The sequence below is a fragment of the Paenibacillus alba genome, from assembly GCF_013204855.1.
Taxonomy (GTDB): domain Bacteria; phylum Bacillota; class Bacilli; order Paenibacillales; family NBRC-103111; genus Paenibacillus_E; species Paenibacillus_E alba.
This window is the reverse complement of the sequence record NZ_JABMKZ010000003.1, coordinates 499,975-513,533: the sequence shown is the minus strand read 5'-3', so window position 1 is coordinate 513,533 and position 13,559 is coordinate 499,975. Positions and strand designations below refer to the sequence as shown.

Sequence of the window (13,559 nt, the reverse complement as noted above, 5' to 3'; positions counted from 1 at the left end):
CACTAACGAAAGCGCCCCGCTTATTTCTATTTAATAAATCAAGCCCGATGGAGACATTTTCCATCGGGCTTCTTCATGGTTTATATTTGTTTCTCATCTGACCTTGCCGCGCCATACATATTAGTTACAAGACCATCAGCATAACGTCCAATCCTCACACCTATTTCCGCACGCATATAATCTCTAGTGATTGTAAAACTGTCTTCGTACCCTCCGTAGATATATCTGTATCGGATCATCCGATCATCTTTTTCCTCTTCAAAAATGCGGATGTTTTTTTCCATCAAGCTTCTTTTTACTTTTGATAAATCGGCATGAATGTTTTTTGCAAGAACCTGGGCAACTTTAGAATAGAGCACTCTTAACGTTTCGGAAGAGCCCTCTACCTCTCGGGCCTTTTTTAAAATAATCGAATATATGATGGGTAATAAAGCATAATCTCTCATCATATTGATTTCTTCTGCTGTTGGGCGGCCATGTTGAACTACTTTATCGTTAAGTCTGTTCTGAAATGCCTCCTTATGTTGTGGAAGCATCATTCGGCTAGATTCCCACAGTCCATTCTTTTCCAGTTTTTTACTCATCTATAATGTCCTCCAATTTTCATCGACCTCTCTGCTGCTTGCCCTGCAGTAGTAAGCGATGATGCCCTTACAATAGCAGCACTGCCGTAACGATCCTTAATTTTGTCAGTAACCTTATCTAAGGCTCTTGACTTCACCTGATCCTCAAAGAGTGTCAATTGGTATCCTTCATCATCTACAAGATTACTAAGCGTCACTCCTACGCGGCGTACCGGCATTTTATCCCAGTAACGATAGAATAGTATCTTGACGGCTTCGTAAACTGCATTCGTGTTATTAGTTGGATCAGGCATCTTCATTTGCCGTGAGAAGCCCGTAGGTGTTTCGTAAGGACTGCACATGCAGCTAACTGAGACGACCCAGCCCATATACCCTTTACGACGGCAATCTCGGCAAACCTCCTCTGTGAGCTCGAGAAGAATCGTGTCTACCTCAATATTTTCAGTGTAATCTCTCGGCAAAGTCATCATGTGACCGACTGATTTAGGAGCTGCATTAAAAGTGCCAGGTGTGACGGGAGAGTCATCTAGGCCATTCGCGGTTCTCCACATGACTTCAGCATGAATATCTGATTGCTTCCCAAAGCGAGCACGGAATTTATCCTTAAGACGTGGTAGCGGCGTTCTGGCAATATCGCCGATCGTGGTCATTCCAAGACGAGCAAAATGTGCTGTCATGCGCGAGCCGACACCGAACATCTTATTTACTGGTTGCGGCCACAAAAAAGCTTCAACTTCTGTTTTGGGCAAAGTAAAAATGCCACTTTCATTCTTCTTGGCCCATATATCAGTTGCAATTTTAGCAAGTATCTTATTAGAACTTATACCTACTCTTACCCATACCCCTGTTTGACTTAGAACTTTTTGTTGAATCGACTTGGCAATGGTTACAGGATCTCCAAAGATAGGTAAGCTTGCAGTAACATCCAAAAATTGCTCATCAATGCTGAAGACTTCAACGAGATCAGTGAACTCCTCATAAATCTTCGTGATCATCAGCGAGACATCAATATAATGCTGCATGCGCGGACGCATAATAACGAGTTCCGGACACTTGTTTAGTGCCTCACCAAGACGCTCCGCTGTAGTTACTCCAAAGCTCTTTGCAATAGGGCATGCTGCTAAAATTATTCCTGATCTTCTTGCTGGGTCTCCGGCCACAGCAACCGGTTTGTTTTTACATCCTGGATGATCCGCCTTTTCGACGCTGGCGTAGAAGCTCATGCAATCCGCTAAAAAAATAATTTTCTCGCGTTCTTCTTTCATCCTAACCGCCTCCGCATTTTCATTAGCATGGTCATTAGCTCTGCTTTAACCAAACTCCTCAACATTGTGAAATGGTGGATATAACCGCGCACTTTATATTCGACATTAATGCCCAATGAATTCATTTCTGTATTCAAAACTTTAATATCTCGCGTTCTCATCTTACTTTTAATGCTTTGCAACTCGGGATAAATCGCACACTCAACTTCTTTAAGGTAAAAAAGGACATGATTATACACTATTTTATCCCTATAAATTTTCAGTTCATCCATATCTCTTGCTAACATATCCAGCAAAATGGGTAACAAAGCGTATTCTTTAATAATTTGAATATCCTCTTCAGTTTCGATTCTTTGACTAATCACTTATAATCACACCACCAAAATGCGAACATCTATTCGTATTACATATTATATACCGAACACGTATTCGTTATGCAAGGAAATTTTTAAATATATTTAGCAATGGATAAAAACACCAAAAACCCAGATAAACTATCTGGGCAAAAGGAAACATATAGTCGGGACGAAGTCAGTAGCCTTCTTTGCACAGGCGCTTCCTAACTTTTCACAAATTTTAACATAATGGCTTTAATCGTTGTCTTCATTCCGATTTCTTTTCTTGTAGTACTCGCTAATTTTCCGATCACGATTGGTTCTAGGGGGGAGAATTGTAGAAGAATCATGGTCCCTATACATGGTGTTGTCTTTGACATCAAATTCTACAGTCCGCTTCAATTCACGGGGAATTACTTCTTCTAGTTTTCGCTGTTCACAAGATTTACATGGAACTACACGCCCTGCATTTGAGCAACCTAGACAGAGGGTGTATTGTCGACAATGCCAACAAGGATAATGTTGTTGCATATTTCCGCAATGACCGCAATTCACTAAATTAAAATCGTTCTTCAAAAACGCTCCCCCTTTCGGTATTTTGCGTCCATCACTTCTTTTCTGTGGGGACTTGAGTATTCTTGGCTTCGATTACTTTCCACCCCTCAGAATCCCCAGTCAATCTATTGATTTTTACAACATAAGACGTATCAGTACGCAAATATGGGTCGTGGTCGTACCTATACAACAGTTGGATATACAAGAAGACTGAAAAGCACAATCAAAACTGCTCCTACACCCAGAACACCTAAGTACTTCTTCATCCCAACTCAGCCCCCTTCTTCAGCGATCCAGTATGTACTCCCAAGCAACCGCGAAGACCACATCGCTTGTACGGTAAGCCCTTTGATTCCATTACGTCAATCAGATCCTGTATATCTATTGAACATAGCTTTGGATGCTCGGGCGTAATCGGATTATCTCGATTCTTAAGCGGTGGGTTGTCCAACGACGGACACCGTTTTGCGGAATGAATTATGTTCGTAATGGATCTGCTTGGTTTCCATGTGTTTATGTAAGGACAAAACCTTCTGGGTTCAGCTTTCTCCATTCTAGATACTCAGGCACTTCGCTTTCAATAAACGTACGATAATTGCTCAAGATCAAATCCCCCTTTTTGAAAATTATAAATCAAATCGCCTTTCCAAAACGTTATAAACACGCAGCCGCGGTTCTTGATCAAGCGTCCCAAGGTCTTCCCTTAATACGTATGCAAATGCAGGGTAAAGCTTTGTCAGCCCTAGTAAGTTGGCAGGATCCATCTCACTATTCAAAATGCGGTATCGGTCAAAAAACTTACTGTGCCCAGTGGCTTTGTAGTCCAAGTAATCAGCCCGTGCAATTTCGATGTCAGTTGAAACTACAGGTACATACATATAGTCACCTCACTTCTTGGACAATTCATTCACATTCATTATACAAGAGAAAAGACAATTGATACCCATTTTGTGGATACAAATTGTCTTAATGAGTAAAATATTCTTAACAGTACATTTCTTCAGTAATTGCAAGTACACTTCCTTCAGGAGTCCCTAACCAATCACCAACTTGGCCACCGAGTCCGATCTGCCGGCAGCCTTACTCTGATGTCTATGAACTATCGTTCTTCGTTTTATGCCATTTCTCAAATTAAACTTGCTTAAGGTAATACACTGTAAAAAAGGCATCTTCGTTGAAACCAAATTCCCTTTTGTCAACATTATAGCTTATATCAAATATTTCAATGCTATCACCTTTAATTAATGTCGGCAAAGGTACTTTCGTTTCCTGTTCAAACAAACATTGATTATCAACAAAGAAACGAGTAATGAAATATTCTACAGGTGGGAACTCTGGTTCATATTTACTTAATTGCATACACACACCTACTCACTAAAAGTCTACTATTCCATTTTCCAACAAATAATATCTTTAAAATGACCACGTTCTGCTAGTGACTTGAACATGCTGCCCAATATCCAGGCAGCATGTTATTTCGCTATCGGTCCTCGTCAGTGCAGTTTATTGATTAATAATTTCATTAAATGCTTTTCTATAATGGTATAGTCCGAGTTGTTCCTCAAGTACACCTATCCTCTCCCAGAACTCGGACTCATCGAATCCTTGAAGATCTAGAATAATGTACTCTGCAAGGTTGTGGAAAGCGTGAGCAATTCTGAAAGTTCGCTTGAAGTTTTCCTCGCAGAAAGTTCCACCGTTCTTGATGTCTAAGAAAGCCTGGAAATTCAAGGTTTTGTATGCCCTTTTTCTTAAATCATTCATAAATTCCACCTCAAATTTCCTGTTAATGATACTTCTTAATCCGCACCACTAAATCAATTTATGCGATAGAAAGGACAGCCCTCGATTCTAGAAAGCGGTGTAAGACGATGCACGTCCTCCTATTGCATCAGAATCCCTTTATTAGCTATGTTCACAGCATTCTTATATAGTTCTTTAAAATCTTCTTTATCCAACTTATATTTGTCCCCTGTTAAAACACCAGAATGAGCTTTGAGCAAATCATATAATCCTAAATGGACCCATTCCCATAACATTGAAGTGAAATTATATGCAATCATAACATCATGCACTGAGTGTCTAATCGATACCACTTCTTCTCTGCTAATTCCACATGCTTCTAGCATATTAAAAACTCTTTCCTTACTATCTTCACTAAATTCCGTATCCAAAAATTCATCTAGTATCAATCCCCATGTATCTATCCTTCTTACCATAGGAATATTATTAATTTCAGCAAATTTTTTTAATCTTTCTTTATAAAGTGCTTCTACGAATATCACATCACCTGCTTTAGTACGAATCTCAGGCGGGAGTTGATCTAATAGAACTTCACAAATTTCTTCAATAAGTATTATTCCATCATTAGAAATAGATGATGCCCAAAATGGATATTCAGAAAATTCAACACGTTCATTATAGAACTTAATCATTTGATCTCCCATTATTCTTCAAAATAGAATTACTATGTTTTCTCCCTAACTATTTATTTACGAACTTCGTAACTCTTATTGTGCAATCGTTCTCTGTTTAGCTCAACGCCCGATGGGCATCTTATTCCACAATTGATGAATTACGCTTGGACCATATTCTTGAGGATAGATCAAAATGGTAACCACCAATGTAAATAGTAAAGTCAAAGTCCAGGTAGCAATTATTAAAGATTGACTCAATCGATGAATGAAGGTTATTCCTAAAGTTATTAAGACAGTGTTTATTACTAAAATAAACGGAAGCGCGATGATTCTACCTAATCCTGTGTGTGGAAAATAGTTAAGTAAGAAGAACATTAAAATTAAGCTTGGTACAAGAGCGACTAATACTTTCAGTAAGTTTATACTTTTTTTCATCTTTATTGTCCTTTATCTTCAATAAAATAAGCTGGTAGCGTTAGCTTAAGGCTTTGGTGGCCGATTGTACGGGATGTACATTGGTTTGATTTTTTCAATATTCTTTAATTGTTCATCTGCGTTCCAGTTACCACTATGTCTAGTAGCATGTAACAACCATTTCGCACCATTTGATATCCATTCCGTACGATATGTTTCGAAGGTATAAAGCATGCAATCAACGCCAAACTCAAAAGCGCACCATACACATATTTCAAAAGATTCATTACCCTTCTCATCATATGGTTGTTTTTCTAATTCGTCATAACCACAAACTGGACAAATGTAGCCCATTTCACCCTCCGAAGATGTTCGATTCACTTTATTGAAACTAGTTCCTTAATTAAACCTTTTTGTTTTTAGTCTACAATTATAAAAATGCAATAAAGCCATTTGTTTCACATAACACGTATATATTGTTGGAATTTTGCCCGTTACTTAAGAAAAAGAGCAGCCGCTTTGCTTTGAAATCTTTATTTGTTTGTTATTTTTCGATATATATAAACGATCGGGAACCAAAACATTACTCCGTGTCCAGCTCCGACTACAGCCATTATTATTGGCATAAAAAATATCGGTAGTAATCCTCCCTGGTATCCGTAAACTTCTTTATCGCCTAGATTGAAAACAAAATCATTAGAACTTATTGAATAAATAAACATACATAATCCTATTACTAATCCCAAAATTCCATAAATAATCACTGATTTCTTCACTACTGATCTCATAATAATTTCCTTTTCCTAGTTGTTAATATATACACAAGAACTTTGCTAACAAGTTACTCTCGGCTCTCTTCCCGCACTGGCTTTACGTGCTGCGGAATGTCGCCTGTATCTATGGGGACGTATTCAACATTAAAGGATCCACGATAGCCAAATAGCGGTCCGAAAAATTTGTTTTTCACTTGCACACTAATTTGGAACTTTCCTTTTTCATCATCGTACCACTCGCAGACATCAGCATAACCGGAGAATATCATTGGAAACCGAACGCCTAGAATTCCCTCATAAAAAAATTGTTTCCCAGAACGTAGCCCCATTCCGCCATTTTCCGCAACAAACATATCGATTTCCACTGCCAGATGCTGGTGAGTACCTAAATAATCAATAATTTTACGTCGTTTTTCACTGTAAATCATCGTAGCATCAAAACGTCTGACTCGGTTTAGAAATTGATATGTCCGAATCCACGTAACAGTCTCTCGCCAAAGCTATCCCTGTATGCGTAATTCTCGATCGTGAAAGGAATATGCTTACCTCCCTGCGGGAAAAGAATGTTTCGCCAAGTACCTAATGCCAGAAACGGAAGTGTAAACCATTTACCATACCAAACATGTTCCATAACTCCTTTTCCAATAGATGCTATTTGATTTTCGCTTCCAAAGCTAAATCGTTTTTGAATCTGAGGGTGGAGCTTGGCAAAATCTTCACCGAGGGCCTTTTCGTAGATTGAGGTCATGTTTGGTTACCCCTTTCAGGTGAATTTCGGAGACATCTTTCAGCACTCGGAAGCTCTGTTGCATTTAGTAGACTGGTTATCGATAAAGCTATCATTGCTATATTCAGAGTAATTGGATTGAAAGGCGCTACATAGGTCGCTGGATGTGATGCCGCACTTAATCCAAGAAGAATTAAAACCATGATATTGAATTTATGCAGTCTCCTTCGCTTTTTGCCGCTAAAAATAAGAAACAAGGATCCGATTACGATTTCTCCTAATCCCATCAAAGTCAGGAGTGGTCTTCCGTAATCGGCAATACCTTCGATACTCCTTAAAATGTCCATTTCCCCGGAATCCGGAACTAACAGCTTTGGCACAAGTCCTTGATACACCCAAATGCTAAATAAGCTTGTTGTTATCAAAATCTCCGAAATAGAACGCCTGATCAATACAGATGGAGAAATCCCCTGCTCTAGCCAAAGACGTAAACAGTCAAAACTCCATGCTGTCGCCCACCCCATTATCGGTCGGAATATGAATCCATCGATCCATGTGCCAAATGCGCCAAAACGAGTTCTGTAATCATATCTTGTTAAGAAACGGATTCCATCAACTGTAGGCACATAACGCCAAAAGCCAGCTCCTTCAGATATTAGCGAGATGGGATTAGAAGAACTAAATTTCAGGGTAGAGGTCATAATACCGTCTTTCTCTTTGTTTCCTACCGATTCGCCTTCTCCCGCGATACAAAGCCCAAAACCGATATTAGTTTTATATAAAAAGCGCTGGGGATGTTCTTCATTGGATTTAGGAATATATGTAATCTCTGAGAACCTTAAGTCCCATTGTTGATGCAAATTAGGTGTTTGCGTATATGTCCACAATGTTTCCATTGGTACCTTCATAAGAATTTCTACATAAATGGGTTTTCTATTGATCATGACTACCTCCTGTTTCCACATTATTTCGATAAATTCCAACTAATTCCTTCTTAATCTGAAAGTAGAAGAAACTGCTACGTTATTCTGCTTGTTCGTCAATGAAAAAGGGAATATCTGCCAGCCGGCGATCTGCTCCTTAGATTTGAACTAGATTTTAATCCTATAAAATGGTCATCCTGCCTTTTAAGAAAAGTCGACCTCAAAAAATCTGCCGAAGTAAGCCTTAGAAGACTGTCTAGGAGTTCTGATGTTGTTATTTAGTTAGAGGTGGGGGCGTGGTTTTCATCAAAATGAAGTTGTTTGAATGGTGAAATGGTCATAGCACTTTCATCGCTCGACTATGAGTTAAATTTGAAGCGATACGATAAAGACGTTCATTCCAGTATATGGTATTATTTAATCAAAGAATGATTTTATTCATAAGGAGTTATGTCGTGGGAGTTAGCACGAAAGGCAAGAGAAAATTGATAAACAAAGGTAGAGTTTTCTACTGGAGTGTAAAAGAAGACATTGAAGATTATGGGAGAACTATATTGCACATTGTATCAGAGGATAAGAAATATATTATTTCTTATGCAATTGGTCAATCGCTACTAGAGAAGAATACTTTTATTGTCATTCAAGGTATGGAATTTGAAGGATTAGCTGGTTACAAAAGATTTGGTTGGACAAGAGTATTAACTCCAAGTTGGGAAGATACAATCATAACCCCAAGATTAGTAGTACAGATAATTGATTGGTGCTTTGAAATGAAGGAGCAAGTAACAATAGTCGATTGGAAAGGTAATGTAACGGCAATTATTGATAATTTGTGATAGCTAGGTCAAAATCTTATTCAATGAAAGCACGATTTTATTTGAGGGGGAAGTCATGGAACATAAGAGAAATAGAAAATGGAGATTAGAACAGCTTTTACAAAAGCAAAAGTCTAAGCAGAAAGTATCGTATGGCGTATTATTTGAGGAATGTTTAGACGCATTGGGTGAAGGAACTATCATTTTGTCCGAAGAATCAAGTGAAACAATGAGGAACGAATTAGTTAATGCTTACTCTTTTACTCCTTGGGGAAGAATTGATTGGGATAAAATTTCCAAGAAAACCGAAATAAAAATAGCAACAGATGTATTATCTACTTTGAAATCCTTAAATATCGACACAGGGCTTCCACTCTATATTATATGGAGTGGAAGCTATCCAGTATTACAAACTGAATTTCAAAGATTCATAAATGTACATGATGATGTTTTAGCAGTGGACTTTGATACTTACGTCTACTGTTCTTCACAATATGTTATTGAATTTTTCCATGAGGGTGAGATAACTTTAGGTTATCTTTAATGAAAGAGCAATTTCATTGAAAAGGTGGTAACATACTTGGCTCGTGAAAAGGCTATACAAATACCTCTTGAAGTGTGGCAAGACCCACAGGGGGATGTAATTCTTAATGTTTCTGAAAGTGAGTGTACAGCATATTTTGGATGCTGAAATGAGGATTCTACACCTGCTGAATTTATAGCGAAGATAACATTTAAGGGCTGTTGGTCAACGAACTATACCCATGCTGAATATATAGATTATGATTATGAACAATTACATCATTCCTATGTTCTAAAAGTCATTGATTCACAATGGCTTAATGGATTAGTGTTGAAGCATAAAAGTCTTTATCCAAAAAGCAATTCAAGAAATGATGAATATAACCATTACGTAATCAAAGGGCATGATGTGTACGTGGAGGTCATTGCTAAGGATTATATTATTGAACGATTGAATAGAGAGCAAGCTGGGGAGTACATAAGGCTTATTGATGAAGCGTAAATAAGATAGAACATGGATTTCGTTGCATATAGGGGGTTGTAATGATCGCAGATGTTGAAGCTATGATAACCTTTTTAAAAACAGGAGGGAGAACTAGAAGTGTGTTCAATGGCTATCGACCTGCACATTTAGTGAGAGATGATTATTTAACCACAGGTATACATCACTATTATGATAAGCAAGAAGTTGTCTTAGGTGAATCTGTTCGTGGAACTATTACGTTTATAAGCCCAGAGGAGTATCCGCATTGCTTATGGATTGGAAAGATAATTAACATCCAAGAAGCGTCTAAGATTGTTGGTTATGCTGAAATTACAAATGTCTTCAATAAAATTTTGTTAAAAGAAGATACTATAAATTAGTACTTGATATTTGGAATAAAAGAAAAGTTCTAAAAGAAACCACTCCATTGTTAGGAGTGCTTTGCCTTATATAGATATATAAATTTTATGGTCAAACACTTTGTATTTAGATACATTACGGTGATCCAATCCGTATCACAAATAGATTACGTCCCCCCCCCGTTCCACCACGCTCTACTGCCCATACTTCAATGAATAAAAGAGGAGCTGCCGCTAAGCATAAAGCGTTCCGTTTTGAGGTGCAAGCTTACTAATGGTATAAGTAATGGTGTTCGAACTGACAACAGTTTTGACCGCCATTATCACCGTTGAAAAGGTTCAAACATTGTACTCATGATGATTGTGTCTTGAACATCCAAATAAATAACAACTTGAACTCCGAGATGTTGAGAATTTCAACGGTGGAACAAAACCTTTAGAAATCTTATTTATTATACTTTCATATTCCTGTTTATCATCTTCTAATTGCTTAATGTATGCGGCTTTTTCGCTCTCTGTCCAATCCTCATCGCATTGATCTGCGTGTTCCTCCTGAATATCGTTTATTTTTATTTGAATACATTCGTTCGCTATTTCAACCGCGCGATTTAAAGAATTTGTTTTAATTAACGAATAAATATACCTACAAACCCAATCTGAAGTCTTATAATATGTTCCCCATGATTTTTCAAACCAATGGACAGCCTCAGAAAAACATTGTAACTCAAAGTACAGTTCAGCAACATGAACTTCTCCGACGAATTCTTCATCACTTTCCGAAAAGGCATCTAACTTACATTTTGCTTCGTGCGTTCTACCGAGTTCAATCAAACATTTTATGTGACTATACATTGTGTAATCCGAAGGCACGGCACTTTTTAGAAATAAGACTGATGCTTCATCCAATTCCCCAAGATGATATTTAGCTATAGCTAAATTATTATATGCTTCTTTGGAAGGCTCGATTGCGATGGAGTTCAACAATGCAATCGAGGCATCTTCCCATCTTTCCAATTCAACATATATTTCACCTAAAAGGTTGTATGGAAAGTGCGAAGATGAATTTAGACTTATTGCTTCTTTAACTAGTTCCAGAGCAGTTTCTTTGTCACTTTCTTCGTGATAATATATCCAAGCAAGGTTCGTTAAAGACTGTACATTTCTCGATTCGTTAACAGCTTCTTTGAAAAGAGCTAAGGCTGCATCATACTCGTTACGTTCGAGATGTTCGATAGCTCTCTGGTTAATGTTCAAATTGGTCCTCCGTCGGATGAGATATTGTTTTAAACTATAGTTTTCCATTACTTCATTAAGTATAATTTCATTTTTTCAATGATTCTTTCACCTGAATGAACGATGGGGATTAATTTCAATAATCTCATAGAACGTACGTTTGTTAATTTCAAATCCACAACATGTACAAACTTCATGCATAGATTCAATTTTCATCATTTTGCTTCCACAATTCACACAAAAGAATCTTCCTGCTTCACTATTCGCAAATTTTGGTAGCCGTACTTCAACTTCTTTAGAATTATCTATTGCTACATTAAAAACTTTTTCCATGTGCTTTGAAAAATAACTGTCTCCAGCTTTGCAATATAACTCTTCATTATTAACTTTCAGTTCTTCTTTGCAATAAGGGCAATACATTTCTTAAACCTCCCTCACATTATTTTCGATATACTTAGTAAATTAAGATTTAGACTAACCCCAATAAAAGAAACAGCGGCAGCATTGGACTGATAATAAAGTCTGAGACTGCCGCTGTTTTATTAAACTATCTTTCCGCAGTCCCTCAATTTAACGGCTTAACCAGGTGGTTTACTTACTTGAATCCGGCCATGCATCGCCTTCTTTTCTGCAAACCCAATCAAAATACATTTCAGAACCAAAGGGTTCCTTTGTCATCTTAATCCCATTCTTTGCGATTTCGAGACCCGCTAGATTAATCTGCTTTGTTAAATAAACGAGTACATCATGAATTCCACCATCGCGAGCAGATTGTGCAATTAATGCAAAAACCTCCTTTTGTTCTAGCGATAACTCAGCTAGTACCTTGTTTATCCTTTCGTTTTCAACAGTCCGTGGCCAACCATTTCCCATTATCCTACGTGAATACACAGCAGGACGAAGCTCCACTAAATCATCAATAAATGTTTTGTAGAATTCTAATTCCTTATTATCCAATGTTATTTCATTCCCTCTATTCTGAGCTTTTTATTGGAGTCGATCAATCGAACAAGTTCGTTCTGCGTTAGCGGAATGAATGATCATTCTCCTGAATACTTGTTTGCAGTAATTGAATAATGGTATATCTCAATATCCTCATCAATAAATCCTCTGCGTTGTGCTGCTAACAATGTTTCATACATATTCTTTCGACCTACAGGATTATCTGTATGTAAGTAAATTTTGCTAGCCCTTAAACCATTCTCACAAAAGTATTTAACGAAATCGTAACCATTACGCGATTCATTTCCATTTTCATCTTCGCCTAAGTCGTGATCAAGTGATAATAGTTCTATTGAATACTCCTGAAAACATTGTATTGCTTCTTCGATTGTTCTTGCGATAATAAAACCCTCTGGGCAATCCCTTAAATCATCTAGATAAAGATTGACCTTCATTGTAATCACCTCTGGACTAGTTCTTTATCTAACCGCGTTTGAGCAACGCTATGCGTTAGCATAGCTCTAAAAAACAAATTCCTTATCGTTATTTTCCTCATCAACATAACTAATCTTATGGATCGTTTTCCAGTTACCCCAATTTTTAATGCTATCTACCTCAACACGAAATAATTCTTTATATGGAACACTCATCGGACTAGAAAAATCATAAAAGACAAGCTCATAAGGACATGCCCAGTAACACCCATCAACCACTATTAGATTTTTTTGCTGGAAGTATATTATTTCAGCCCAGCAGAACCCACGACCTTTATAAGCTTCTTCGGGGACATAATGTTTAGTTTGTCTATTCAATAAATCAACAACTGAATACCCCTGATAATCAAGTCCACATAATAGGTATTCTGTTCCATTTACCTCCACCCAACTATATAAAAATGGGTCAAGGTTTCTATAGATAGTGTCAATAATATTGTTGTCACTGTCCGTGACTATCCCTTTAGTGTAATTGTACCTGGTAATGCCTTCCTCATGATTATAGTGATGGACTACCAGCTTGAATTTCTTCGATGGTGAATTAATAATTTCAGTTTCCTCTGATTTGTGGAACGTTTCCTGAAAATAATACATCATCTCAGTTCTCTCATTGAGAAATTGAGAGTCTTTAACGATATTCCTCATATTTATTCACCTCACACTTCTATTACAAATAGTACCATCTTATTAGACTGATTATGTGTCGAGTTTCAGATT

The 13,559-nt window shown here is 37.5% G+C and carries 17 protein-coding genes and 1 pseudogene; 3 read left to right on the top strand and 15 right to left on the bottom strand.

Features of this window, described 5'->3' with window-relative positions; translation table 11 throughout:
* Nucleotides 1-80: 80 nt before the first annotated feature.
* The 10 genes and pseudogenes from HQN90_RS05925 to HQN90_RS05880 form a co-directional block, all read right to left on the bottom strand.
* Nucleotides 81-584 carry a YhjD family protein gene (locus HQN90_RS05925; RefSeq protein ID WP_173216881.1) on the bottom strand — a complete coding sequence of 168 codons (504 nt, stop codon included), beginning with the start codon at nucleotides 582-584 and terminating at the stop codon, nucleotides 81-83.
* Nucleotides 581-1,849: a DNA polymerase IV gene (locus tag HQN90_RS05920; protein ID WP_173216880.1), complete on the bottom strand. Its 1,269-nt coding sequence runs from the start codon at nucleotides 1,847-1,849 to the stop codon at nucleotides 581-583. Before HQN90_RS05920 ends, HQN90_RS05925 begins: the two co-directional genes overlap by 4 nt.
* Nucleotides 1,846-2,214, bottom strand: coding sequence for a YhjD family protein (locus HQN90_RS05915; RefSeq protein ID WP_173216879.1), 369 nt, complete (start codon nucleotides 2,212-2,214; stop codon nucleotides 1,846-1,848). Before HQN90_RS05915 ends, HQN90_RS05920 begins: the two co-directional genes overlap by 4 nt.
* 1,151 nt (nucleotides 2,215-3,365) lie before the next feature.
* On the bottom strand, nucleotides 3,366-3,617 hold the full coding sequence (locus tag HQN90_RS05910) for a hypothetical protein (protein ID WP_173216878.1): 252 nt from the start codon (nucleotides 3,615-3,617) through the stop codon (nucleotides 3,366-3,368).
* 253 nt (nucleotides 3,618-3,870) lie between these two features.
* A complete protein-coding gene (locus HQN90_RS05905) occupies nucleotides 3,871-4,098 on the bottom strand; it encodes a hypothetical protein (protein WP_173216877.1) in 228 nt (75 codons plus the stop codon).
* Between the two features lie 144 nt (nucleotides 4,099-4,242).
* Complete coding sequence (locus tag HQN90_RS05900; protein WP_173216876.1) at nucleotides 4,243-4,503, bottom strand: hypothetical protein; 261 nt, start codon at nucleotides 4,501-4,503, stop codon at nucleotides 4,243-4,245.
* Between the two features lie 119 nt (nucleotides 4,504-4,622).
* Nucleotides 4,623-5,174 carry a hypothetical protein gene (locus tag HQN90_RS05895; protein WP_173216875.1) on the bottom strand — a complete coding sequence of 184 codons (552 nt, stop codon included), beginning with the start codon at nucleotides 5,172-5,174 and terminating at the stop codon, nucleotides 4,623-4,625.
* 462 nt (nucleotides 5,175-5,636) lie between these two features.
* Nucleotides 5,637-5,924, bottom strand: coding sequence for a hypothetical protein (locus HQN90_RS05890; RefSeq protein ID WP_173216874.1), 288 nt, complete (start codon nucleotides 5,922-5,924; stop codon nucleotides 5,637-5,639).
* Between the two features lie 487 nt (nucleotides 5,925-6,411).
* Nucleotides 6,412-7,091: pseudogene (locus HQN90_RS05885) on the bottom strand (DUF4166 domain-containing protein).
* Nucleotides 7,088-8,014 (bottom strand): DoxX-like family protein, encoded by a 927-nt coding sequence (locus HQN90_RS05880; RefSeq protein ID WP_216855210.1) that lies wholly within the window; start codon nucleotides 8,012-8,014, stop codon nucleotides 7,088-7,090. Before HQN90_RS05880 ends, HQN90_RS05885 begins: the two are co-directional and overlap by 4 nt.
* Before the next feature lie 434 nt (nucleotides 8,015-8,448).
* Between HQN90_RS05880 and HQN90_RS05875 the strand changes: the two genes are divergently transcribed.
* The 3 genes from HQN90_RS05875 to HQN90_RS05865 all read left to right on the top strand — a co-directional run bounded on the left by HQN90_RS05875 (nucleotide 8,449) and on the right by HQN90_RS05865 (nucleotide 10,194).
* Complete coding sequence (locus tag HQN90_RS05875; RefSeq protein WP_173216873.1) at nucleotides 8,449-8,829, top strand: hypothetical protein; 381 nt, start codon at nucleotides 8,449-8,451, stop codon at nucleotides 8,827-8,829.
* A gap of 55 nt (nucleotides 8,830-8,884) precedes the next feature.
* Nucleotides 8,885-9,352, top strand: a complete 468-nt coding sequence (locus tag HQN90_RS05870; RefSeq protein WP_173216872.1) for a CDI toxin immunity protein — start codon at nucleotides 8,885-8,887, stop codon at nucleotides 9,350-9,352.
* 521 nt (nucleotides 9,353-9,873) lie between these two features.
* Nucleotides 9,874-10,194: a hypothetical protein gene (locus HQN90_RS05865; protein WP_173216871.1), complete on the top strand. Its 321-nt coding sequence runs from the start codon at nucleotides 9,874-9,876 to the stop codon at nucleotides 10,192-10,194.
* A gap of 318 nt (nucleotides 10,195-10,512) precedes the next feature.
* On the opposite strand, the gene HQN90_RS05860 is transcribed toward HQN90_RS05865, so the two are convergent.
* From HQN90_RS05860 to HQN90_RS05840, 5 genes are all read right to left on the bottom strand, one after another.
* A complete protein-coding gene (locus tag HQN90_RS05860) occupies nucleotides 10,513-11,427 on the bottom strand; it encodes a tetratricopeptide repeat protein (protein WP_173216870.1) in 915 nt (304 codons plus the stop codon).
* Between the two features lie 87 nt (nucleotides 11,428-11,514).
* Nucleotides 11,515-11,826 (bottom strand): hypothetical protein, encoded by a 312-nt coding sequence (locus tag HQN90_RS05855; RefSeq protein ID WP_173216869.1) that lies wholly within the window; start codon nucleotides 11,824-11,826, stop codon nucleotides 11,515-11,517.
* 171 nt (nucleotides 11,827-11,997) lie between these two features.
* Entirely contained in the window at nucleotides 11,998-12,363 is a 366-nt protein-coding gene (locus HQN90_RS05850; RefSeq protein WP_216855209.1) for a DUF6547 family protein, read from the bottom strand.
* Between the two features lie 83 nt (nucleotides 12,364-12,446).
* The gene (locus HQN90_RS05845) at nucleotides 12,447-12,803 is read right to left on the bottom strand and encodes a cyclic-phosphate processing receiver domain-containing protein (protein WP_173216868.1); all 357 of its coding nucleotides are present in this window, start codon (nucleotides 12,801-12,803) and stop codon (nucleotides 12,447-12,449) included.
* Nucleotides 12,804-12,869: 66 nt separating this feature from the next.
* Nucleotides 12,870-13,487, bottom strand: a complete 618-nt coding sequence (locus HQN90_RS05840; RefSeq protein WP_173216867.1) for a hypothetical protein — start codon at nucleotides 13,485-13,487, stop codon at nucleotides 12,870-12,872.
* Nucleotides 13,488-13,559: the final 72 nt, after the last annotated feature.